The sequence below is a fragment of the Actinomyces sp. ICM47 genome (assembly GCF_905369875.1).
Taxonomy (GTDB): Bacteria; Actinomycetota; Actinomycetes; order Actinomycetales; family Actinomycetaceae; genus Pauljensenia.
This window is the reverse complement of the sequence record NZ_CAJPJE010000001.1, coordinates 93,635-111,381: the sequence shown is the minus strand read 5'-3', so window position 1 is coordinate 111,381 and position 17,747 is coordinate 93,635. Positions and strand designations below refer to the sequence as shown.

Annotated in this window: 16 protein-coding genes; 8 read left to right on the top strand and 8 right to left on the bottom strand. The window is 65.7% G+C overall.

Annotation, left to right across the window (positions count from 1 at the left end; translation table 11 throughout):
• Positions 1 to 48: 48 nt before the first annotated feature.
• From QZ149_RS00545 to QZ149_RS00525, 5 genes are read left to right on the top strand one after another with little or no spacing between them, the layout of a single operon-like run.
• A complete protein-coding gene (locus QZ149_RS00545) occupies positions 49 to 1,287 on the top strand; it encodes a glycerophosphoryl diester phosphodiesterase membrane domain-containing protein (RefSeq protein ID WP_291448592.1) in 1,239 nt (412 codons plus the stop codon).
• 3 nt (positions 1,288 to 1,290) lie between these two features.
• On the top strand, positions 1,291 to 1,923 hold the full coding sequence (locus QZ149_RS00540; RefSeq protein WP_314736456.1) for a DUF4129 domain-containing protein: 633 nt from the start codon (positions 1,291 to 1,293) through the stop codon (positions 1,921 to 1,923).
• Positions 1,920 to 3,068, top strand: a complete 1,149-nt coding sequence (locus tag QZ149_RS00535; protein ID WP_291448590.1) for a DUF4350 domain-containing protein — start codon at positions 1,920 to 1,922, stop codon at positions 3,066 to 3,068. Before QZ149_RS00540 ends, QZ149_RS00535 begins: the two co-directional genes overlap by 4 nt.
• On the top strand, positions 3,061 to 4,242 hold the full coding sequence (locus QZ149_RS00530) for a MoxR family ATPase (RefSeq protein WP_291448589.1): 1,182 nt from the start codon (positions 3,061 to 3,063) through the stop codon (positions 4,240 to 4,242). The genes QZ149_RS00535 and QZ149_RS00530 overlap by 8 nt, the downstream gene beginning before the upstream one ends.
• Before the next feature lie 8 nt (positions 4,243 to 4,250).
• The gene (locus tag QZ149_RS00525) at positions 4,251 to 5,582 is read left to right on the top strand and encodes a DUF58 domain-containing protein (RefSeq protein WP_291448587.1); all 1,332 of its coding nucleotides are present in this window, start codon (positions 4,251 to 4,253) and stop codon (positions 5,580 to 5,582) included.
• Between the two features lie 80 nt (positions 5,583 to 5,662).
• Here the strand turns inward: QZ149_RS00525 and QZ149_RS00520 are convergent, their stop codons facing one another.
• Entirely contained in the window at positions 5,663 to 6,658 is a 996-nt protein-coding gene (locus QZ149_RS00520) for a stage II sporulation protein M (RefSeq protein ID WP_291448585.1), read from the bottom strand.
• 18 nt (positions 6,659 to 6,676) lie between these two features.
• Here QZ149_RS00520 and QZ149_RS00515 point away from each other — a divergent pair, with 18 nt between their 5' ends.
• Positions 6,677 to 7,510 (top strand): RDD family protein, encoded by an 834-nt coding sequence (locus tag QZ149_RS00515; protein ID WP_291448583.1) that lies wholly within the window; start codon positions 6,677 to 6,679, stop codon positions 7,508 to 7,510.
• Positions 7,511 to 7,513: 3 nt separating this feature from the next.
• On the opposite strand, the gene QZ149_RS00510 is transcribed toward QZ149_RS00515, so the two are convergent.
• The gene (locus QZ149_RS00510) at positions 7,514 to 7,966 is read right to left on the bottom strand and encodes a DUF3499 domain-containing protein (protein WP_291448581.1); all 453 of its coding nucleotides are present in this window, start codon (positions 7,964 to 7,966) and stop codon (positions 7,514 to 7,516) included.
• A gap of 186 nt (positions 7,967 to 8,152) precedes the next feature.
• Here QZ149_RS00510 and QZ149_RS00505 point away from each other — a divergent pair, with 186 nt between their 5' ends.
• Positions 8,153 to 8,458 carry a metallopeptidase family protein gene (locus QZ149_RS00505; protein WP_291451799.1) on the top strand — a complete coding sequence of 102 codons (306 nt, stop codon included), beginning with the start codon at positions 8,153 to 8,155 and terminating at the stop codon, positions 8,456 to 8,458.
• Positions 8,459 to 8,520: 62 nt separating this feature from the next.
• Here the strand turns inward: QZ149_RS00505 and QZ149_RS00500 are convergent, their stop codons facing one another.
• Genes QZ149_RS00500 through QZ149_RS00490 form a run of 3 tightly spaced genes read right to left on the bottom strand, consistent with a single transcriptional unit; the run spans position 8,521 to position 13,507 of the window.
• Complete coding sequence (locus QZ149_RS00500) at positions 8,521 to 10,059, bottom strand: DUF5719 family protein (protein WP_291448577.1); 1,539 nt, start codon at positions 10,057 to 10,059, stop codon at positions 8,521 to 8,523.
• The gene (locus tag QZ149_RS00495) at positions 10,056 to 13,214 is read right to left on the bottom strand and encodes a glycosyltransferase (RefSeq protein WP_291448575.1); all 3,159 of its coding nucleotides are present in this window, start codon (positions 13,212 to 13,214) and stop codon (positions 10,056 to 10,058) included. The genes QZ149_RS00500 and QZ149_RS00495 overlap by 4 nt, the downstream gene beginning before the upstream one ends.
• Complete coding sequence (locus QZ149_RS00490) at positions 13,211 to 13,507, bottom strand: WhiB family transcriptional regulator (RefSeq protein WP_009647886.1); 297 nt, start codon at positions 13,505 to 13,507, stop codon at positions 13,211 to 13,213. Before QZ149_RS00490 ends, QZ149_RS00495 begins: the two co-directional genes overlap by 4 nt.
• Positions 13,508 to 13,818: 311 nt before the next feature.
• Between QZ149_RS00490 and QZ149_RS00485 the strand changes: the two genes are divergently transcribed.
• Positions 13,819 to 14,430, top strand: coding sequence for a hypothetical protein (locus QZ149_RS00485; protein ID WP_366488005.1), 612 nt, complete (start codon positions 13,819 to 13,821; stop codon positions 14,428 to 14,430).
• A 28-nt stretch (positions 14,431 to 14,458) separates the two neighbouring features.
• On the opposite strand, the gene QZ149_RS00480 is transcribed toward QZ149_RS00485, so the two are convergent.
• The 3 genes from QZ149_RS00480 to QZ149_RS00470 all read right to left on the bottom strand — a co-directional run bounded on the left by QZ149_RS00480 (position 14,459) and on the right by QZ149_RS00470 (position 17,746).
• Positions 14,459 to 15,424 (bottom strand): glycosyltransferase family 2 protein, encoded by a 966-nt coding sequence (locus tag QZ149_RS00480; protein WP_291448571.1) that lies wholly within the window; start codon positions 15,422 to 15,424, stop codon positions 14,459 to 14,461.
• Between the two features lie 13 nt (positions 15,425 to 15,437).
• Positions 15,438 to 16,445, bottom strand: coding sequence for a dTDP-glucose 4,6-dehydratase (gene rfbB, locus QZ149_RS00475; RefSeq protein ID WP_291448569.1), 1,008 nt, complete (start codon positions 16,443 to 16,445; stop codon positions 15,438 to 15,440).
• 131 nt (positions 16,446 to 16,576) lie between these two features.
• A complete protein-coding gene (locus QZ149_RS00470; protein ID WP_291448568.1) occupies positions 16,577 to 17,746 on the bottom strand; it encodes an ABC transporter ATP-binding protein in 1,170 nt (389 codons plus the stop codon).
• Position 17,747 lies beyond the last annotated feature (1 nt).

Genomic DNA, 17,747 nt, shown 5'->3' with positions numbered 1-17,747 from the left:
CTATGGCAGGATTGAGATCAGGACAACACAGGCAACCTGGAGGTATTGATGAGTTCCCCGTGGACCTCACCCGATCCGACCCAGTACGATCTGGGGCACGCGGACGCTGTTCCACCCCAGAACGGGCAGGCTGCGCAGGCGCCCCAGCCCGCTTACCCGGGTCCCTCCGGCCAGCCCGCCTTCGCGCCGCCCGGCGCAGGCCCCGCAGGCGTGGCCGCTCCCCAGCCCGCATACGCGGCCCCCGACACACCGGGTAACAGCGCTCCCACCGCATCCGGTTACAGCCAGGCAAGCACGTGGAGCTGGGCTCCCAAACCCGGCATCATCCCGCTGCGCCCACTCACCCTCACCGACCTGTTCTCCGGATCATTTTCCGCACTGCGCAAGAACCCCTCGGTACTGTTCGGCTTCACGATCATCGTCATGACTGTCGTGGCGCTGCTCAGCCTGGCGGGAACCATGCTGCCGCTGTTCTCTTTCACGTCGTTGATGAGCAACGATCTGGACCCGCAGGCCTCCTCCAAGGCCCTACTCGACTCCGCCTATCTGTCCGTCGTGTCAACGATCGTCGGCTACATCGCGCTTCTTGCTGGCTCTTTCCTGGCGGGTACCGTGCTCGACGGGGTCCTCTCGGTAGCCGTCTCGCAGCTCGTCATCGGCAAGAAAATCACGTTCAAGCAGTCGTGGGCGCTCGTCAAACCTCGACTCTGGTCGATGCTGGGGGCCTCGTTCCTCTCGATGCTCGCGGTCGGGAGTCCCCTGCTGGTCTTGGTCATCTTATTCTTCATGTCGCTGTACAGTTGGCCCGGCTCGGATGCATTCTTCAGTTTGTTTGGCCTGTTGCTTGCTCTGGCGCTTCCCGTGGTCCTGGTGAGCTACGTCATCAGTATCCGTTTCCTGTACGCACCGATTTGCGCTGTGCTGGAGGAGAAGGGACCCATCGAGGCCGTTAAGCGTTCGTGGGCGCTGACCTCCGGGTCGTTCTGGGTGACTCTGGGCAGAGTGATCCTGATCAACGTGGTGGTCGGTTTCATCGCGGGCTTGATCGTTCAGATCATCGGCATTATTGCCGTGATTTTCGTGTTCACGATCCTCGGGGATCCGTCCTCGGATCCAAGCAACGTGTGGTCGACGATCATGCTGTACGGAGTGATCTCGGCTCTCCAGATGCTCGCCTACTCACTCGTGGTCCCCATCCTGGCGGCGTACCAGACCCTCATGTACGTGGACGAGAAGATCCGCAAGGAGAATTTCGCGCCCCTCCTCGCCCACGCAAGCCAGGGCTAGGCGGTGTCGGCTGTGTTCGCGTGCGATCCTCCCCTGACGCCCGACGAGGGCGAGGCTCAGTCGTGGCTGAGCGAAGAACTCGCGCGCTCCGTTTACAACACCGATTCGAGCGGTTTTAAGCGTCTCCTCCAATCCGCCTTCACCAAGCTCGCGAACGCGTTCACCTGGCATGAGGTCGACACTCCGCCGATGTCCCTGATCCTGGTGATCCTCGCGATCATTATCATCGCGGCCATCCTGATCGCAGTGATCCTCAACCCGATCCGGTTGCGGATTCGCGCATCCCACTCGGTGTTCGAGGTGGAGGCCACCGAGGAGGATATTCGTCGGTGCTTCGACGAGGCCGTGGCTGCCGAGGATTGGAACCTCGCCTATGTGTGGGCCTACCGTCTGATGGTCGTTGGGTTGGATGAGTGTGAGGTTGTCTCGGCGACGCCGGGCTTGACGGCACGCGAAGCTGCGGTTGCCGCAACGCGCGTCGTTCCCGATCAGGGGACCGCACTCGGCCATCACGCACGGACGTTCGACCGCGTGCGCTACGGGCATTCGTCTGTTGCCGAGCAGGACGTCAACGCGCTGCGCGAGCTGACACCCATTTTGTTGGCTCAGTGCCGAAAGGCGCAGGATCACGCATGAAAGCCACGTCGACTCACGTTGTGACGCCCACGGCGCGCGAGCGCGCGAGTGCAGCGCGCCCCGCGCTCTTGATTATCGCCTTCGTGATCCTTGTTTTCTTCGGGCTCGCCGCGTTGCCTGACGGACGTATGAACGCCGTCCCCGTCGGCATTCGCAACCCAACGGGCGACGGCGCTCGAGCCCTCGCGCAGGTTCTCAAGAAGCATGGGGTCTCGGTGCGTGAAGTGACCGCGAAGCAGGCGGCAACGGTGGGCGAGGATACGACGCTCGTCGTTGTCTTCCCGTCCCGCATGTCGCCCACCATCGAGCAGGATGTGGAGACGCGCGCCAACGTTGTCTACATCGGCCTGGAGGAAGAATTTGGGAGTTCACCCGCCTATTTAGACGGACTGTCCGGTGATCGCGGGCCTGCGGGCAGCACGAAGGTCGCACCGGCTTGCGCGTCGGAGATCGCGGGACAGGCCGCGGAGATCATCCCGTCCCGGTACTCCGTGTCCGGCGCGGGTGCCAACTGGCAGATGTGTTTCACGTCGGACGGTGAGACCTACGCGTACGCCGAACGAATCCAAGATGGCCGATTCCGCGCCGTCATCCCGGATTCGGTGCGGGTGCGTAACCGAGGGATCCTGGAGGCAGGCAACGCCGCTCTCGCGCTCAACGCAATCGGGCGGACCCCGAAGGTCGCCTGGTATATCGCATCCCGCACCGACGGCATGTCGCTAGCCAAGACCACGCCGACACAGTCCCCCTACCTCGCCCCCGCGTTCCTCACCGTTGCGGGTTCTCTTGCACTCCTCGCCCTGGCTTTCGGCAGGAGGCTTGGTCCCTTGACGCCCGAGCGTCTGCCCGTCGAGGTGCCCGCCGCCGAGACCCTCATCGGCAAAGCACGTCTCCTACGCACGCAGCGTGCATACGGGCACGCGGCGTCGGCTCTACGCAGTGCGTGCGCCTCGCGCATCGCTTCGTCGCTGGGAGTTTCTACCAGCGCGGATCGCAACGCCCTCACGCAGGCGTTCACGCTTCGAGGCCTGCCCCCCTCCCGCTACGAGGCACTCCTGTGGGGTCCGCCCCCAGTCAACGAAGCAGCCCTCGTCCAACTCGCCAACGACCTCGACGCCTTTGAGAAGGAGATCCGTCATGACTAACCCCGTCCCCGGCCCCCGCCAGCCCTACGGCCCCGCGGGTGGCACGCCCACGTCGGGTTCTCCGACGCCGTCTGCTCCTTCCGGCACCTACCCGCCCCAGGGATCCCCGGCCTCGTACCCCGCCCCGACGGGAGTCCCCGTGTCGGCTGCGCGCGCGGGCGGACCCGTCTCGTACGCCGCCCCCACGGGCGAAGGCTGGTCGGGCCGATCCCTCAGCAGCTCCGAGAAGAACACCCAGGAGGCCCTCCTGGCCCTCAAGGCTGAAATCGGCAAGGCCGTCATCGGTCAGGACGCTGCGGTCACCGGTCTCATCGTCGGACTCGTCGCCGGCGGGCATGCCCTGCTCGAGGGCGTGCCGGGCGTGGCCAAGACGCTCCTCGTGCGAACGCTGGCGCGCGCGCTCGACGTCAACATGGCGCGCATCCAGTTCACCCCCGACCTCATGCCTGCCGATATCACCGGCTCCATGATTTGGGACGCGGGCCGCTCCGAGTTCGTTTTCCGTGAGGGGCCGGTGTTTACGAACCTGCTCCTCGCCGACGAAATCAACCGAACGCCTCCCAAGACCCAGTCGGCGCTCCTGGAGTCCATGGAAGAACACACGGTTTCCATCGACGGTGCAACCCGCACGCTGCCTGAACCCTTCATGGTCATCGCTACTCAGAACCCCGTCGAATACGAGGGAACCTACCCCCTTCCCGAGGCGCAGCTAGATCGCTTCCTCCTCAAGCTTGAACTGCCCCTACCCTCGCGCGAGGCCGAAATCGACATCATCGCCCGCCACCAGGCTGGCTTCGACCCCCGCTCTCTGGTGGAGGCCGGGATCCGCCCGGTCGCCGGTGCCGCTGACCTCCACGCGGCCCGCGAGGCCGCCGCGCGCGTGGAAGTGGCTCCCGCGGTCATGGCCTACCTCGTCGACATCTGCCGGGCGACCCGCACGTCCCCCGCTGTCCGCCTGGGCGTATCCCCACGTGGTGCGACCGCCCTCCTACGCACCTCGCGCGTGTGGGCTTTCCTCCAGGGCCGCGGCTTCGTCACCCCCGACGACGTCAAGACGATGGCTCCCTCGACCCTCGCGCACCGTCTCGGGCTGCGCGCCGAGGCGAACCTCGAGGGCATTACCGCGGTCAACGTGATCTCGGGTGTTCTCGCCGCGACCCCGGTCCCCCGCTGAGGCGACCCGTGATCGTCTCAGTGCGCAGCGCGCTCCTCGTTCTCGCCGGACTCATTCCCCTCGCGTTCGCCCCCTCGCGGGCGTTCGCGTGGACATGGTTCGGTCTCGTCGTCGCGGCGTGCATCCTCGACGCACTCGGTGCTCCCTCCCCGCGTACTCTGCGCCTGACGCGCGAGGTGACCGGGCCGATCCGAGCCGACCAGACGACCGAAGCGACGCTGCGTCTGTCCAACACTACGAAACGGCCGATGACCCTGGACGTGCGCGACGCGTGGCCGCCGTCCTTGCACCCCGCCCCGCCGCGCCGTCGCGTACGCATTGGAGCACGCTCGTCTCAGAAAATCGTCACGATCCTGGCCCCCACGCGCCGCGGCACGCGCCACGCGGACGTCGTCACCATCCGCTCCTGGGGGCCGCTGCACCTGGGCGCGCGCCAGGTCTCACTCAAGGCTCCACTCACCCTGTCGGTCCTGCCGGAATTCAAGGCGCGTGTCCTGCTGCCCTCGCGCCTGGCGCGCCTGCACGAACTGGAAGGCACCACACCGACGACGCTGCGCGGAGCCGGCACCGAGTTCGATTCCCTGCGCGCCTACGTCGAGGGCGACGACCCGCGCGACATCGACTGGCGGGCATCCGCCCGCTCCCCCGAACTCATGGTTCGCCAGTGGCGCCCCGAACGCGACCGCCATGTCGTGATCGTCGTTGACTGCGGACGCGCCTCCTCCGCGCTGCTGGGAGCACCGGTGCGCATGGAGGTCGACTCCATCGCACTTGGGTGCGCGCCCCGCCTGGATTCTGCCATCGAAACGGCTCTGCTCCTCGCCGCCCTGGCTGATCGCGCGGGCGATAAGGTGCACGTCCTGGCCGTGGACTCGCGCGTGCGCGCCCGCGTGTCCGGCGTGCGCGGCGCGAAAATCATTGAGTCACTCGCGCACGCCTTTACGGATATTTCGCCGCGCCTCGACGTCACCGACTGGACCGAGGCCGCGGCAGCGGTCGAGCAAACCGTCCGTCATCCCGCCTTCGTCGTCCTCGCCACGAAAATCCCGCCCGCCGGCATGGAAACCGAATTTACGGACGCGGTAGCGCGCCTCGCCGAGCGCCACACGGTGCTCGTCGCGTCAGCCACCGACCCCGACGAGCTGAGGGCCAGGAGCGGTCGAAGCGACGCCGAAGAAGTTTTCCTGGCTGCCTCTGCCGCGCTCGCCGAACGCGCCGACGAGGCCGGGGCAGCAGACGTGCGTCTCGCCGGTGCCTTGACCCTCCAGGCGTCCGCAGACCTGCTACCCGCACGTACGGCCGACCGCTACATTGATCTCAAGAAGAGCGGTCGACTCTAAGCCCGAGCGTCACCGAGCGGCTGCACCCGCGCGACCGTGGCCTCGTCCCTGGGACACGGGGACGAGGCCTCGCCGTCCGTTCACCCAGCGACCGGCTGGTAGTAGCCCGCGTCGATGCCCACATCCGCGCTGGCACCGGCCCGGTGCGCTCGCCGCCCCAGGATCAGGATGTACCCCCACGTCGCCGCGGTCAGCGCCACTCCAAGGCCAATCTTCACGGCGTCCGGCACGACATACGAGGGCGTCACAAACCCCTCCAGGAAGCCTGAGCCAGCCAGGAGGATCGCGCATCCCACCGCTACCGTCATCGCTTCACGCGCGGCCTTCCCCACGGCTTGGAACCTCGTCATGGCACCCGGCACAAGCAGCGCCCAGAAAATCCTGAGTCCCGCAGCGACCGAGATAAACACAGCCGTCAGCTCAGGCAGACCATGCGGCAAAATGAAGCGGAAGAAGTGCCACACGCCCCCATACTCGAACACCACCGCAGCCGACGTGCCCAACGAGGTGGCGTTTTGCCACAGAACCCACAGCGGATACACGCCCGTAATGCCAGAGATGATCGACTGGAAGGCAATCCAGGCGTTGTTCGCCCACACGGACATGCCGAACTCCAGGTGCGTGTCCTGATGGTAGTAGAAGACAAACGATTGCTTGGCGTAGGTCCTCAGCATCTCGGGGCTGCCCAGCTCGTTCACGGCCTCAGGAGTCGTCATCAGATAGTGCACCTGGATCGCACACAGAGCGATGAACGCCGTCATGACGCCCAGGATCACCCACCGGATCCGATAGAGCGCCAGAGGCAGGGAGACGACGAAGAACGTCGCGATCACGCGGCCCGTGAGTCCCCCGGTACCCGCCAGGCGCCCGCGGGCCGCCGAGAGGAGCCGGGAAAGCTCCGCGATCACATCGGGGTCGGGGCTGTGCGTGCGCACCCGCGCCAGGTCAGTGGTCGCTGATCGATAGAGCCGATCAAGCTCGTCAATATCCGTGCCACTCAACGTACGCTGACGAGTCAGTTCGTCGAGGCGCTTCCACTCGTCTTTTCCGCTTACCCGCAGCACATCGATGTCCATTGGACTAGCGTGTCACATATGAGCGCGCAACGCAGTCAGTCGGACACCCTTCAGGACGATTACGTCCGCACCGGCGAGGCGGTGAGCCTCGACGTCACGCCTGCCTCCCCCATGGAGCGCTTCGCCGCTGCCGTCTTCGATGCGACCGTGTACATGGGAAGCGCATTTCTGCTCCTCGCGCTGACCGCACGGTCGTGGGGCACGATGTCCTATTCGTCCCTGCGCGTCTTCTTCATCGCCGTGATCGCGAGCGTCACGTTCTTCGTTCCACTCGCCATCGAGATCGCGACCCATGGCCGATCGCTGGGCAAGTGGGCGCTGAACCTACGCGTCGTACGCGACGACGGCGGCCCTGTGACTGCCCGCCACAGCGCGGTCCGAGTCGGGGCCGGAGTCATCGAAAATTGGATGTTGGCGGGCGGCCTCGCCTTCGCGGCGGAAATGCTCAACGCGAAAGGCAAACGCCTGGGCGATCTCGCAGCGGGAACGATGGTGTGTTCGCAGGGCGCATCGGTGTTCTACCCGCCGCTCATCATGCCTCCGGGTCTTGAACAGTGGGGGGCAACCGCGACGATTCTGCCCCTCGACGATGCACTCGTCGCCGAGGCGCGCGCCTTCCTCGGGACGAACAGGGGCCTCAACCCGGTTCTGAGGGAACAGGTCGCCACTTCCCTCGCGGACCGCTTGTCCGCGCGCGTCCAGACTCCACTGCCTGAAGGGCTCCACCCTGAGCTTGTGATTGCCGCCGTGCTGGTTGCCCGCAGGGATCGAGTGTGGACGCGCGAGGTCGAGCGCCGCGCCCGCGGACGGCAGCGTTTCCACGAGGCCACGCAGGCACGCTTTGGCCTCTAGGGTTCAGTCGTCGCTTGCACCGTCCTTGCCGTTGACGACGGTGAACTGAGCGCGCCTTCGCGCGTAGGGGCTGGAGGGGTCCAGGGGACTGGACGTGTCAGGCCTTCCCACCGAACGTGCGGGGTTGAAAGGACCGCTACGCGTCGAACGCTTCTCGGAGGACGAGGCCGGGGCGTATTTCGTTTCTTGCGCAACCCTGCGCACGGCGTCGACGAGGGCGGCCAGATCGTCGACCGAGGGCGGAGCCGGCTCAAAGTTGGTGGCCAGGCGTACGACCTGCCACCCGAGGGGTGCCTTGAGGTTCTGGGCGTGTTCGTCGCACAGATCGTAGGAATTGGGGTCGGCGACGGTGGCGAGCGGGCCGACGACGACCGTCGAGTCACGGTAGTCGTAGGTCAGGGTAGCGACGGCGACGGCAGAGCAGCCGGGCTTTGAGCAGTGTCGTTGGGCAATCACGCACCTAAGAGTACGACACTCTGTGCCCGTATCGCGCGCTCCAGCACGCCATAGTTTTACCCTGGTGGGGTGTTTCCGACTAGACGTCATGTCATGAGCCGCGACCGCCATGGTCGGGGTCCCCGCGGACCCCTCTTTTTCCCGGGGACGCCGGCGTGGCGTACACGGCGAGAGGACTTCGATCTCATGGTCGCGGACCTCGTCAGCGAGCTGATCGGCCGCTGGCCGCAGGTGGCGACAATCGAATTCGCCGTGGAGGATGTTCCCCCGTCAAATCCGGCAGCGTGGGAATCGCATAACGTGGTCGTGGCCCGTATTTTTCCGGCGGATCGACGCCGTGGCCTGCGTGATCGGATCGTCGTCTATCGGCTGCCGATCATCCTGCGTTGCCCACCCGAAGAGGTGGGCACGATGACCAGGCAAGTTCTCGTGGAACGTATCAGCCATATCCTGGCGCTGCCGCCAGACGAGATCGACGACGCGATGCGTTGACGGCGCGCAGGCACCCTGTCGTTCACTGGCACGCGCGAGCGCCACGTGCGGGCATCCGCACCTCAGTTGACGGTGCGGATGGATCCGGAAACAGCGCTGATACCCTCGGTACCGACGTTCCACGTGGTCGTCATGCGGCCCACGGCGGTGTCTGCGGAGATGACGACGGCGGCCTGGATCGGCATGGGCGCGCTCACCTGTCCGGCTGCCTCGGGCAGCTCAACCAGGGTCGGAACGCCGGGTGCCAGGTAGAGGGTACGACCACCGAGCGTGACGGGGATGGCGCCAGGACTCGATGCGCTGACGCCGGTGGACTGCGCGTCACCCGCGTCACCGGTCGCCGTGGGACTCGGCGAGGGGGAAGCCCAGATGTTAGGGGTCGTCGTGGGCGTGGGAACGGCCGACTGCTCGCCGTCGCCGTTCTCCTGAGCCACGGCCTCGTCACCGTCTGTGACAGGCGCATAGAGCAGGAGGCTCGCGTGCGTCGAGCTGACACCGGACTCGGTCTCGAGCGATGTCTGGCGGATTGGTTTCGTCGACAGGACCGAAGAAGCCATGGTTTCCAGCGACGCGCGGCCCGGAATCGGAGCCTGCGTCAGAAGAGTGGCGGGTGCGGCGCTGGAACGCATAATCCACGCATTGGCACGCTCCGCCCACGGGGCACCGAGCGTGATCGTGGTCGTCTGCGCAACCACCTCGCGATCAGAACTGACGATCAGGGCAATTGGAGTGGAATCCTTCGAAGCACCATCGAGAGGCATCTCCAAGGTTGACCCCGCGGCGACGGTGGCATTGCCACCGCCCAGGGGATGTACGCCCGTCGAATCTGCAACCGACACGCTCACATGCGCATCCCCGGAGGGCGACACCAGGCGCAGCAGCGACGTGCCCTTGGGGTCAACGCCGAGGATCGTCTGCGTCGTCGCGGGGGCAATCGCGGAGGCCAACATCGTGCCCTGGGGAACCTCCCCGTTCATGAGGGACGCCTGAGCCCAAGCACTGACCCCTCCCCCGTCGGCCTGCACGTGGACGGCCAGGGAGTTTTCATCGGGGAACCAGCCTGCCAGCAGGACAGATACCGACGAGTTGGCGGCAACCGTCACCTGACGCGGAGCCGCATTGAGCGGACCGAACGCCCCGTACCCATCGACACTGACGACCGAAGCCGTCGGGCCGGGATTGGACAGGATGAGGACCATGTCAGCACCCGACGTGGTCGCGCCGACCGCGATCCACTGGGAGGTGCGGGGGGCCGCGCAGCCGACGGCACTGAGTCCTGCGAGTTCACCGCCACCCTGGCCGACAAGCGTCAGGCCCGTCGGGATGACGCCGCCGGTACCCGTGATCGAGGCCGGCGCGGGCGTGATCGGAGCGGACGAGAGGGACGACCACGTGGCGGCCGTCGCGACATGGCTGGTGTTGAAGGGGTCCACGAGCGCCGTCGGACAGGCGAGCTGTACCTGTGAGGGGTGCGCGCTCTGCGCGGTGCCATCGACGCTCGCGGGAGCAGACCCGACGAGCAGGGATCCGGTGGCCAGCGCGGCAGCCGCAATCCCGGCAACACCGAGCGCGCCCAGGGTGGCGGTCCGGGGCGTTGTCATCTCTTCCTCCACACGGATAGGGCGCTGGCGGCCACAACCACCAGGCAGATGCCCGCGCCGACGCGCCACGGAATGATCCACCAGGCATTGTAGGTCACTGTCAGGTGACCAGCGGCGGGCATGTCGAAGGCTTGAGCCCATCCGTCGACCGGGTCGGTGGGCGTCAGGGCCACGCCGTCGACGCTGGCGTGCCAGCCGGAGTCCGCGCGCTCGGCCAGAATGAGGGTGCCAGACGCGTCGACGTTGCCGTCTACGCGCAGCTGCGAGGAACCAACGTCGGTGGTGATGCCGCCGGAGGATTCGACGCGCACGCGCGAAGGCTTGATCGCGCCCGGGCGCACGCGCCACACAATACCGCTGTTGGTGTTTCCGATCTTCTCGAGGCCGCCCGCGCGGTCGAGTCCGAACGCGAGCGCCTGTGCACCGCTGGCACCGTAGGGCACAAGAATCGTGTCAACATCGTGGGCGGCGAGCGCCGCAACGGTCGCGTCGTCGGGGTAGACGACCAGGGTGTACGCGGCCTGCGCGAGCGAAGCCGTAGCGGGATCGTCAAGAGTCCCGGTGATCGAACCTGCACGGGCACGAGACAGCGCGAGCGCCCGCACGGTCGGCGAGGCATCCGTCAGGGATTGCCCGTTCCCTCGCCACAGGGCGGCGTCGACGGTGCCATTCGTGGGGTCGCCGTCGAGGACGAGGACGCGTCCGGCACGAGACGAACGCTGCGCTTGGGAACCGACCGCAGAGATGATGGGTGTCGCGACCGGCGAGACCGTCTCACGCTGGGCGAGCGCGTAGGTCGGAGTATCGGAGGCGTCTCCTCGGATCGCGAACGAGACCGCCGACTGGGTGGCACCGATGCCGACGAGGATCAGGGCGAGAAGGGTTGCGCCTCCCCGCCGGAGAACAGAAACCGAGGCATCCCACGCGAGGCGCTCGCCGTCCTCGTCCTTCATCGGCGCGATGAGCTGGCTAGCGGCGAGCAGGAGCAGTCCGAAGGACACCGAGAAGGCGGGGGATGTCCAGGCTGAGGCGACGAGGGCACCATCGAGTCCGACCCCGACGTGCGAGGCTGTCCACCCACACAGCGCGGCAACGAGCGCGGCGCTCAGCGCCGTCACGAGGGCGGTCGTGCGATGACGCGCGACTGCCAGGAGAGCAAGGAGTGCGACACCTCCACCAAGGACGCCGGAAGCGATCAGATCGAGTGTGCTCTGGGGGGCAGCCGGCGTTCCAAGGAAAGCGAGCCACGAGGACGCGCGAGTGTACGCGTGGACCCCACCGGTCGTCGAGGTCAGGGCCGCCCACGCCGACGGATGAACAAGAATGCTCAAGTAGGTAGGAGCGACGACCACAGCCGCGGGCAGGGCGACGATGCTCCGTCGGCGCGAGCGCCACATGAGCGCCACGACGCTCAGGGGCAGAGTCCATAGGGCACAGCAGGCTAGGACGAGGACGGCCAGACCCGCGCAGCCCGCGTTCACGCCGCGTGGATTGGTCGGCGCGGCCTCGACACCGGAGGCACTCGCGACCATAAGGGGTGCGGCGGCAGACACGCAGTAGGCGACCAGAATCGGCAGGGCAACGTGCGCGAGGGTTCCGGCCAGGACCCCGTGTGCCGCACTCATGAGCAGGGCCGGGGACAGCGCCCACGCGAGGGACACGAGGAAGCGCACGCGCAGCGAGGTCGTGAGGCAACGGGTGGGCACCCATGCGGCCATCGCGGCAAGCGGCGATGACGCGACGAGCAGGAAAGTCGCCACCGCACCTGGCGTGACTCCCAGAGGCGCGACGGGAGCGCTGAACAGCGCCATAAGGATGGTCAGCGGATCGGCTCCCCCGGCGTATCCATCACCGCCGGGAATCCACCCGGCCCACGCGGCGCTCCACAGATCCCACCACGAGGCGGGCAGGGAGACCCAGGCTCCGCCGACGAGTCCAGATGCGGCACCCCACCATTGGAGACCCGCAATCACCGAGGTCACAATGAGGAGTGCCAGCCCGGTCGACGCGGATCGGATCCGGTAGCTGCGCATGGAAGCGACGACCAGGGGATCGATACGTTCGCCGTTGTCATCCTCTTCGTCACCCGCGGGTTCTTTGCGCAGGGACGCGGGCGTGATCTCAAGGGCACGCAGCGAGGAACGCGGCACCGTACGCGACTGCGCGGCGCGAGCCCTGCCAGCGAGAAGACGCGGCGTCGCAGCCATGAGAGAGAGCAGCGCGGCAATTTCAGGCAGAGCCAGGGTGGCTCGCCCGGTGACGAAGCGCCCCAGGGCACGCGCGGGAGTCCACAGGAGAAGCCACAGGGCAAGGAACGGAAGAGCGAGAGCGGGCACGGCCTTGCACCAGTTGTACATCTGGGCGGCGCGACGCCGACGGAACGACTTGGCCTGCGCCGAGACGAGCCGAGCCACAGCCTCGGGACTATCAGCGTCCTCCCACAGAGTCGAGGCCTGGGTCGGGTCGATCCCGGGAGTCATCGACGTGCGGGCATGGCGCACGCGAGCTCGGGGAGCCACGATGACGCGATACCCGGCCAGGTGAAGGCGTCGACCCATATCGAGGCCGTCGCCGAAGGGGCCTAGAGCGGGGTCGAATCCACCGATGGTGTCATACGCCTCGGCGCGCAGGAACATACCCGCCGTACCGACGCCGAGGACGTCGGTCGTGCCGTCATACTGGCCCTGATCAATCTCATCGTCGCCGATACGCTCCAGGCGACGCGCACTTGCCGTCGCAAAGATACCCAGTTCCAGCAGGCGCGAGCCGTCCCACGACAGCTGTTTAACGCCGACGGCACCCACGGTCTTGCCGACGAGACCCGCCTGAACGAGTTCGCTCAAACACTCCGGCTCGGGGGCGCAGTCATCGTGAAGGATCCACCACCAGGGTTCGGAAGCGAAGGGGGCACCTTGAGCGTAGGCACGGCGGATCGCGTCACCCAGATTACGCGCGCGTCCGACGCGCACGAGTTCGGCCCCACGGGGGACGCGGTCAGCGGGAAACGGTGTGACACGACGGCCTGCAACGTCGATGATGGTAAGCGAACGCGGGGCCATCGTTTGATTCTCGATGGCCCGCAGAACGGACTGAGTGAGCGGCGCGTCCCCCCTGGTGACAAGGATCGCGCCGACGGCACGCGAAGCGGGACTCAACCGGCCATACGGCGCAAGCGCCGCCTCTCGCGTTCCGACATGCCACCCCAAATGCCGAAACGCTCATCGTTAGCGAGGGCATACTCGAGGCAATCTTCGCGAACCTGGCAGGCCTGACAAACTGCCTTGGCTTCGCGAGTGGAGCCGCCCTTCTCGGGGAAGAAAGCTTCGGGATCCGTCTGGGCACACAGCGCGTGCTGCTGCCACGCAAGGGGGCCGTCGATGCGGGCGTACAGCACCGCGTCGGCGTCCTCGGACCACTCGAGAGGTCCGTCACCGAAGATGTTCCACATTGCGGGAGCTCCTTATAACGAATCGATCAATACGAGAATTACACGCGTGTCAATGCAGGAAGTCAAGCTGTTTCGCGTTATTGAGACCTCAAGAGTAGCACCTGACCCGCCGGTAAATGCTTACAGTTTTGTAACGACTTCACAGTTACCTGTTAAACGGAAAGCGTGGGACCTTCGATATACTCACGACTATGGGGAATTCTTCTGAATTTAATGTGACCAGGCTCTCTTCACTTATCGACGTGGTTAACGCATGGTCAGGGCCTGCGCTGACTCAATATGGCCAGGTGCGAGTCGAGCTGGGCGGCCCCGTGGTCGCCCGCTGGCTCTCCAAGGTAGCTAATTACTTAACAACTGAAATCGCTGCTGACCTCTTCGGTTCAGGTGAACCAACACCGGCCCGTATCTACACGTCCCTCCAGCCGTGGCAGGATGTCCTCTGGCAGATCGCGGCCAGGGCCATGGGCTGGGAGCACCTCGATACGCGTCGCCCACTGCCCGGAGACCTCCTGGTGACAAACTCTCTGAACGACGAGGCAAACACCGCCCTCGAGAGCGGTGCTCACGTGTTGGCTCAGGCACCCACGTACCTGTCCTTCGCATGGAATGGCGAACTCGGTGGCGCCATGGATGCTCTCGCAGAAATCGCGGCGGCACCCGACGCCCTGGTCGTCGACACTCCCCCGACGCTCCAGGCTGCACGCGACGAGGCCCTGGCTGGGTTGCGTCCACCCGCTGACCTGCACGGACAACGCGTGGCGCTACTCTGGGAGGCTCGCACGGGTGCTGGACAGGTGCTCGATCAGTGGATGGCGGGGCGCTCGGTCGTAATCATTGACCCGACATACGTGTCACCCCGGGAGCTTCCACAGATTCTGACCACCGAGGCCGTCGACGCCGGATTGGTCGTCTACTCACGCTAAAGGGAGCGCAGCGCGGCCGCTCACTCACTTACCAGACGCGCAGAAAACGAGCGGCCGCGAGCTTCATGCCCTCGGTGCGGTCGCGCCGAATCTGTGGCCAGCGCAGAGCGAAGCGCAGGCGGGCCCACTGGCTGTCGGCCTCAAGCTCGCGCAGGATCGTGGTCAGTTCGATGCGACGCGGGGCATCGAAAGTGCCCACCTGCAGTGCGGCACGAGCGATCAGGATGAACTGGTTGCGGTAGAAGCCGTTGCGCAGCTTCGCCATGCGGGCGTCGCGCGCACCAGCCCCAGAATTCGCACCCTGGACGTTCGCGCTGTGCTGACGATACTCCAGCGTCGGTTCCTCCCCGATCACCCACGTCAGCCCAATCGCGCGGGCGAGCGCGTACACGTACCAGTCGTGCACGCCGATCTGCGAATAGTCCAGGCGCTTGATCACCTCGGCCAGCACACGATGCGCGTCAGGCGAAAACACGTACGTAGAGCCGGGTCCGGCGGCTTCAAACAGAAAGTCCCATGCGCGCATCGGCTGAGACTTACGAATGAGGCGACGTTCCCCCACCCCGCCGCCGGGCAGCGACTCAAACGCCGTGACGTTAGAAGAAACCACGTCAGCGCCGGTAGAGGCCATCAACGCAAGCTGAGAACTCAGCTTGTCCTCGTGCCACACGTCGTCCTGATCGGTGAAGGCCACGAAGGAACCGTCGGGCACATGCGTCGTAAACAGATGCAGGAAATTGCCCGTCACGCCGGGGGTGCCGTCGCGCTGGGGCAAGATGGTGATGCGCGGATCGGACGCGGCACGCTCCTCAAGATGGGAGCGCGTCGCGTCCGTCGACGCGTCATCGGAGACGACAAGAGAGACGTCCACCCCCGCCTGAGCGAGCACAGAGTCCACCTGCTCATCCAGCCACGCCCCGGCCTCGGCCATCCCGTTATAGGTGGCCATGAGGACAGTGACGCGCGGACGAGGCATGGCGCCGTCTTCGATCATGCTAGCCAAGAGATCAGTGCCCCTCGGCGGCGTACTTCGCCTCGACGGCCTCCTTGAGGGGAGCCCACCAGGCCTCGTTGTCGGTGTACCAGGCGATCGTGTCGGCCAGGCCGTCGCGGAAGTTTGTGAACTTCGGTTCCCAGCCGAGCTCGGTCACCAGTTTCGAGTTATCGATCGCGTAGCGCAGGTCGTGCCCCGGGCGGTCCTTGACGTGATCGAAATCGTCGGGAGCGTAGCCCATCAGCTCGTTGAGGATGGCAACGACGTCGCGGTTGTTCGTCTCACCATTCGCGCCGATCAGATAGGTCTCACCGATGCGGCCCTTCATCAGGATGTCCCACACGGCCGTGTTGTGGTCGCGCACGTGGATCCAGTCGCGCACATTCAGGCCGTCGCCGTAGAGGCGGGGGCGCACGCCGCGCAGGCGGTTCGTGATCATGCGGGGAATGAACTTTTCGATGTGCTGGTAGGGACCGTAGTTGTTCGAGCAGTTCGAGATCGTCGCCTCGACGCCAAAGGAACGCACCCACGCGCGCACCAGCAGATCCGAACCCGCCTTCGAGGAGGAATAGGGCGAGGAGGGATTGTAGGGCGTGGTCGGCGTAAACTTCGCGGGATCATCCAGCTCCAGGTCGCCGTACACCTCGTCGGTGGAGATGTGGTGGAAGCGCACCTTGTGGCGGCGCACGGCCTCCAGCAGGGTGAAGGTACCCACCAGGTTCGTCTGAATGAAGGGCGAGGGATCCAGCAGCGAGTTGTCGTTGTGGGACTCAGCCGCGAAGTGGACGACCGCGTCCGCCCCGGCGACGACGCCGTCGACCAGATCGGCGTCAGCAATATCGCCCTCAACGACGCTCAGGCGCGAGGCGAGCTCGGCGGGAACGTCAGTCAGGGACGCGCGGTTGCCCGCATAGGTGAACTTATCGAGGACGACGACGTCGACATCCGGATGATCCTCAAGGAGCGTGTGAACGAAATTCGCTCCGATAAAGCCGGCACCGCCGGTCACAACGATCTTCATGGGTTTTCTCCTTTGCGCGCCCGGGGCGTGTCGGGTTGTGTTGTCGAGTGCGATCGCCTCTGCCACCATTATGCCGTACGTCAGCACGGAGGTGATCGCGGGAACAGATCGCGGTTAGCGTGGGCGTCGTATCAGGACTCGACGACGATAGACGAATCCAGCGCCACCGGCCCCGAGCCAATTCCGTTTCCTTGGACGACCAGGTCCCATGCTCCGTCTCGCTGAGCGAAAGGCTGACCGCCCGCGTCGTCAATCGACACGTTCATCCGGTACATGCCCTCGCCCAGGGTCAGGGTCGGCACGGTGATGATCACCGTCGCGTCGCCCTCGATGGCCGGCAGGGTCGCCCCGGAGTTACGGGAGTTGTAGTAGTGCAGCTTCTGACCCAGGTTAGTATCCAGCGAGAAGGCGGTCACCCAGTCCTCAATGCGCTTGGATGCGGTCAAGTCTATGCGGATGCAGATCGTGTCGCCCGTCCGTGCGACGCGGATGGGTTCTCCACCCTGATCCGTCATCGCGATGTCTCGGATCGAGATGACACCCGTCTCCTCCGTGTGGATGGGGGCAGACAGCGCATCACGTTGGAAGCCCTCGCGCAGGATACGCACGGCATCCGAGGTCGAGCCGTCGAAGACGAGCTTGCCGTGGTCGAGGACGACGCCTCGCGTACACACGGACTCTACCTGCTCAGCGGAGTGAGAGACCAGGACGATCGCGCGCCCCTCCATCTGGAAGGAGTGGATCTTGTCCATGCACTTGCGCTGGAAGGGTTCATCGCCGACTGCGAGGACTTCATCGACGAGGAGGACGTCAGGGTCGGAGTGGACGGCGACCGCAAAAGCGAGGCGCACGTACATGCCCGAGGAGTAGAACTTCACCTGCGTGTCGATGAACTGTTCGATGCCGGAGAAGGCAACGATCTCGTCGAAGCAGGCTTCGGTTTCGGCGCGCGTCATGCCCAGGATCGAGGCGTTGAGGAACACGTTCTCGCGTCCCGTCAGATCCTGGTGGAAACCGGCACCAAGTTCGAGCAGGGCGGCCATGCGCCCGCGGGTCGTCACACGACCACTGGTCGGGCGGATGATCGACCCCATGATCTTGAGGAGAGTGGACTTGCCGGAGCCGTTGTGGCCCATGAGACCCACGGATTCGTTGAGGGACACGTCCACGCTCACGTTGTCAAGGGCGCGGAACTCTTCCACCCGTGCGCGCGAGGAGTGCAGCACGCGGTCCTTGACCGAGGTATCCCGATGAAGTTTAAAGACCTTGGAAACGTCCTGAACGCGGACGACTTCAGGCATT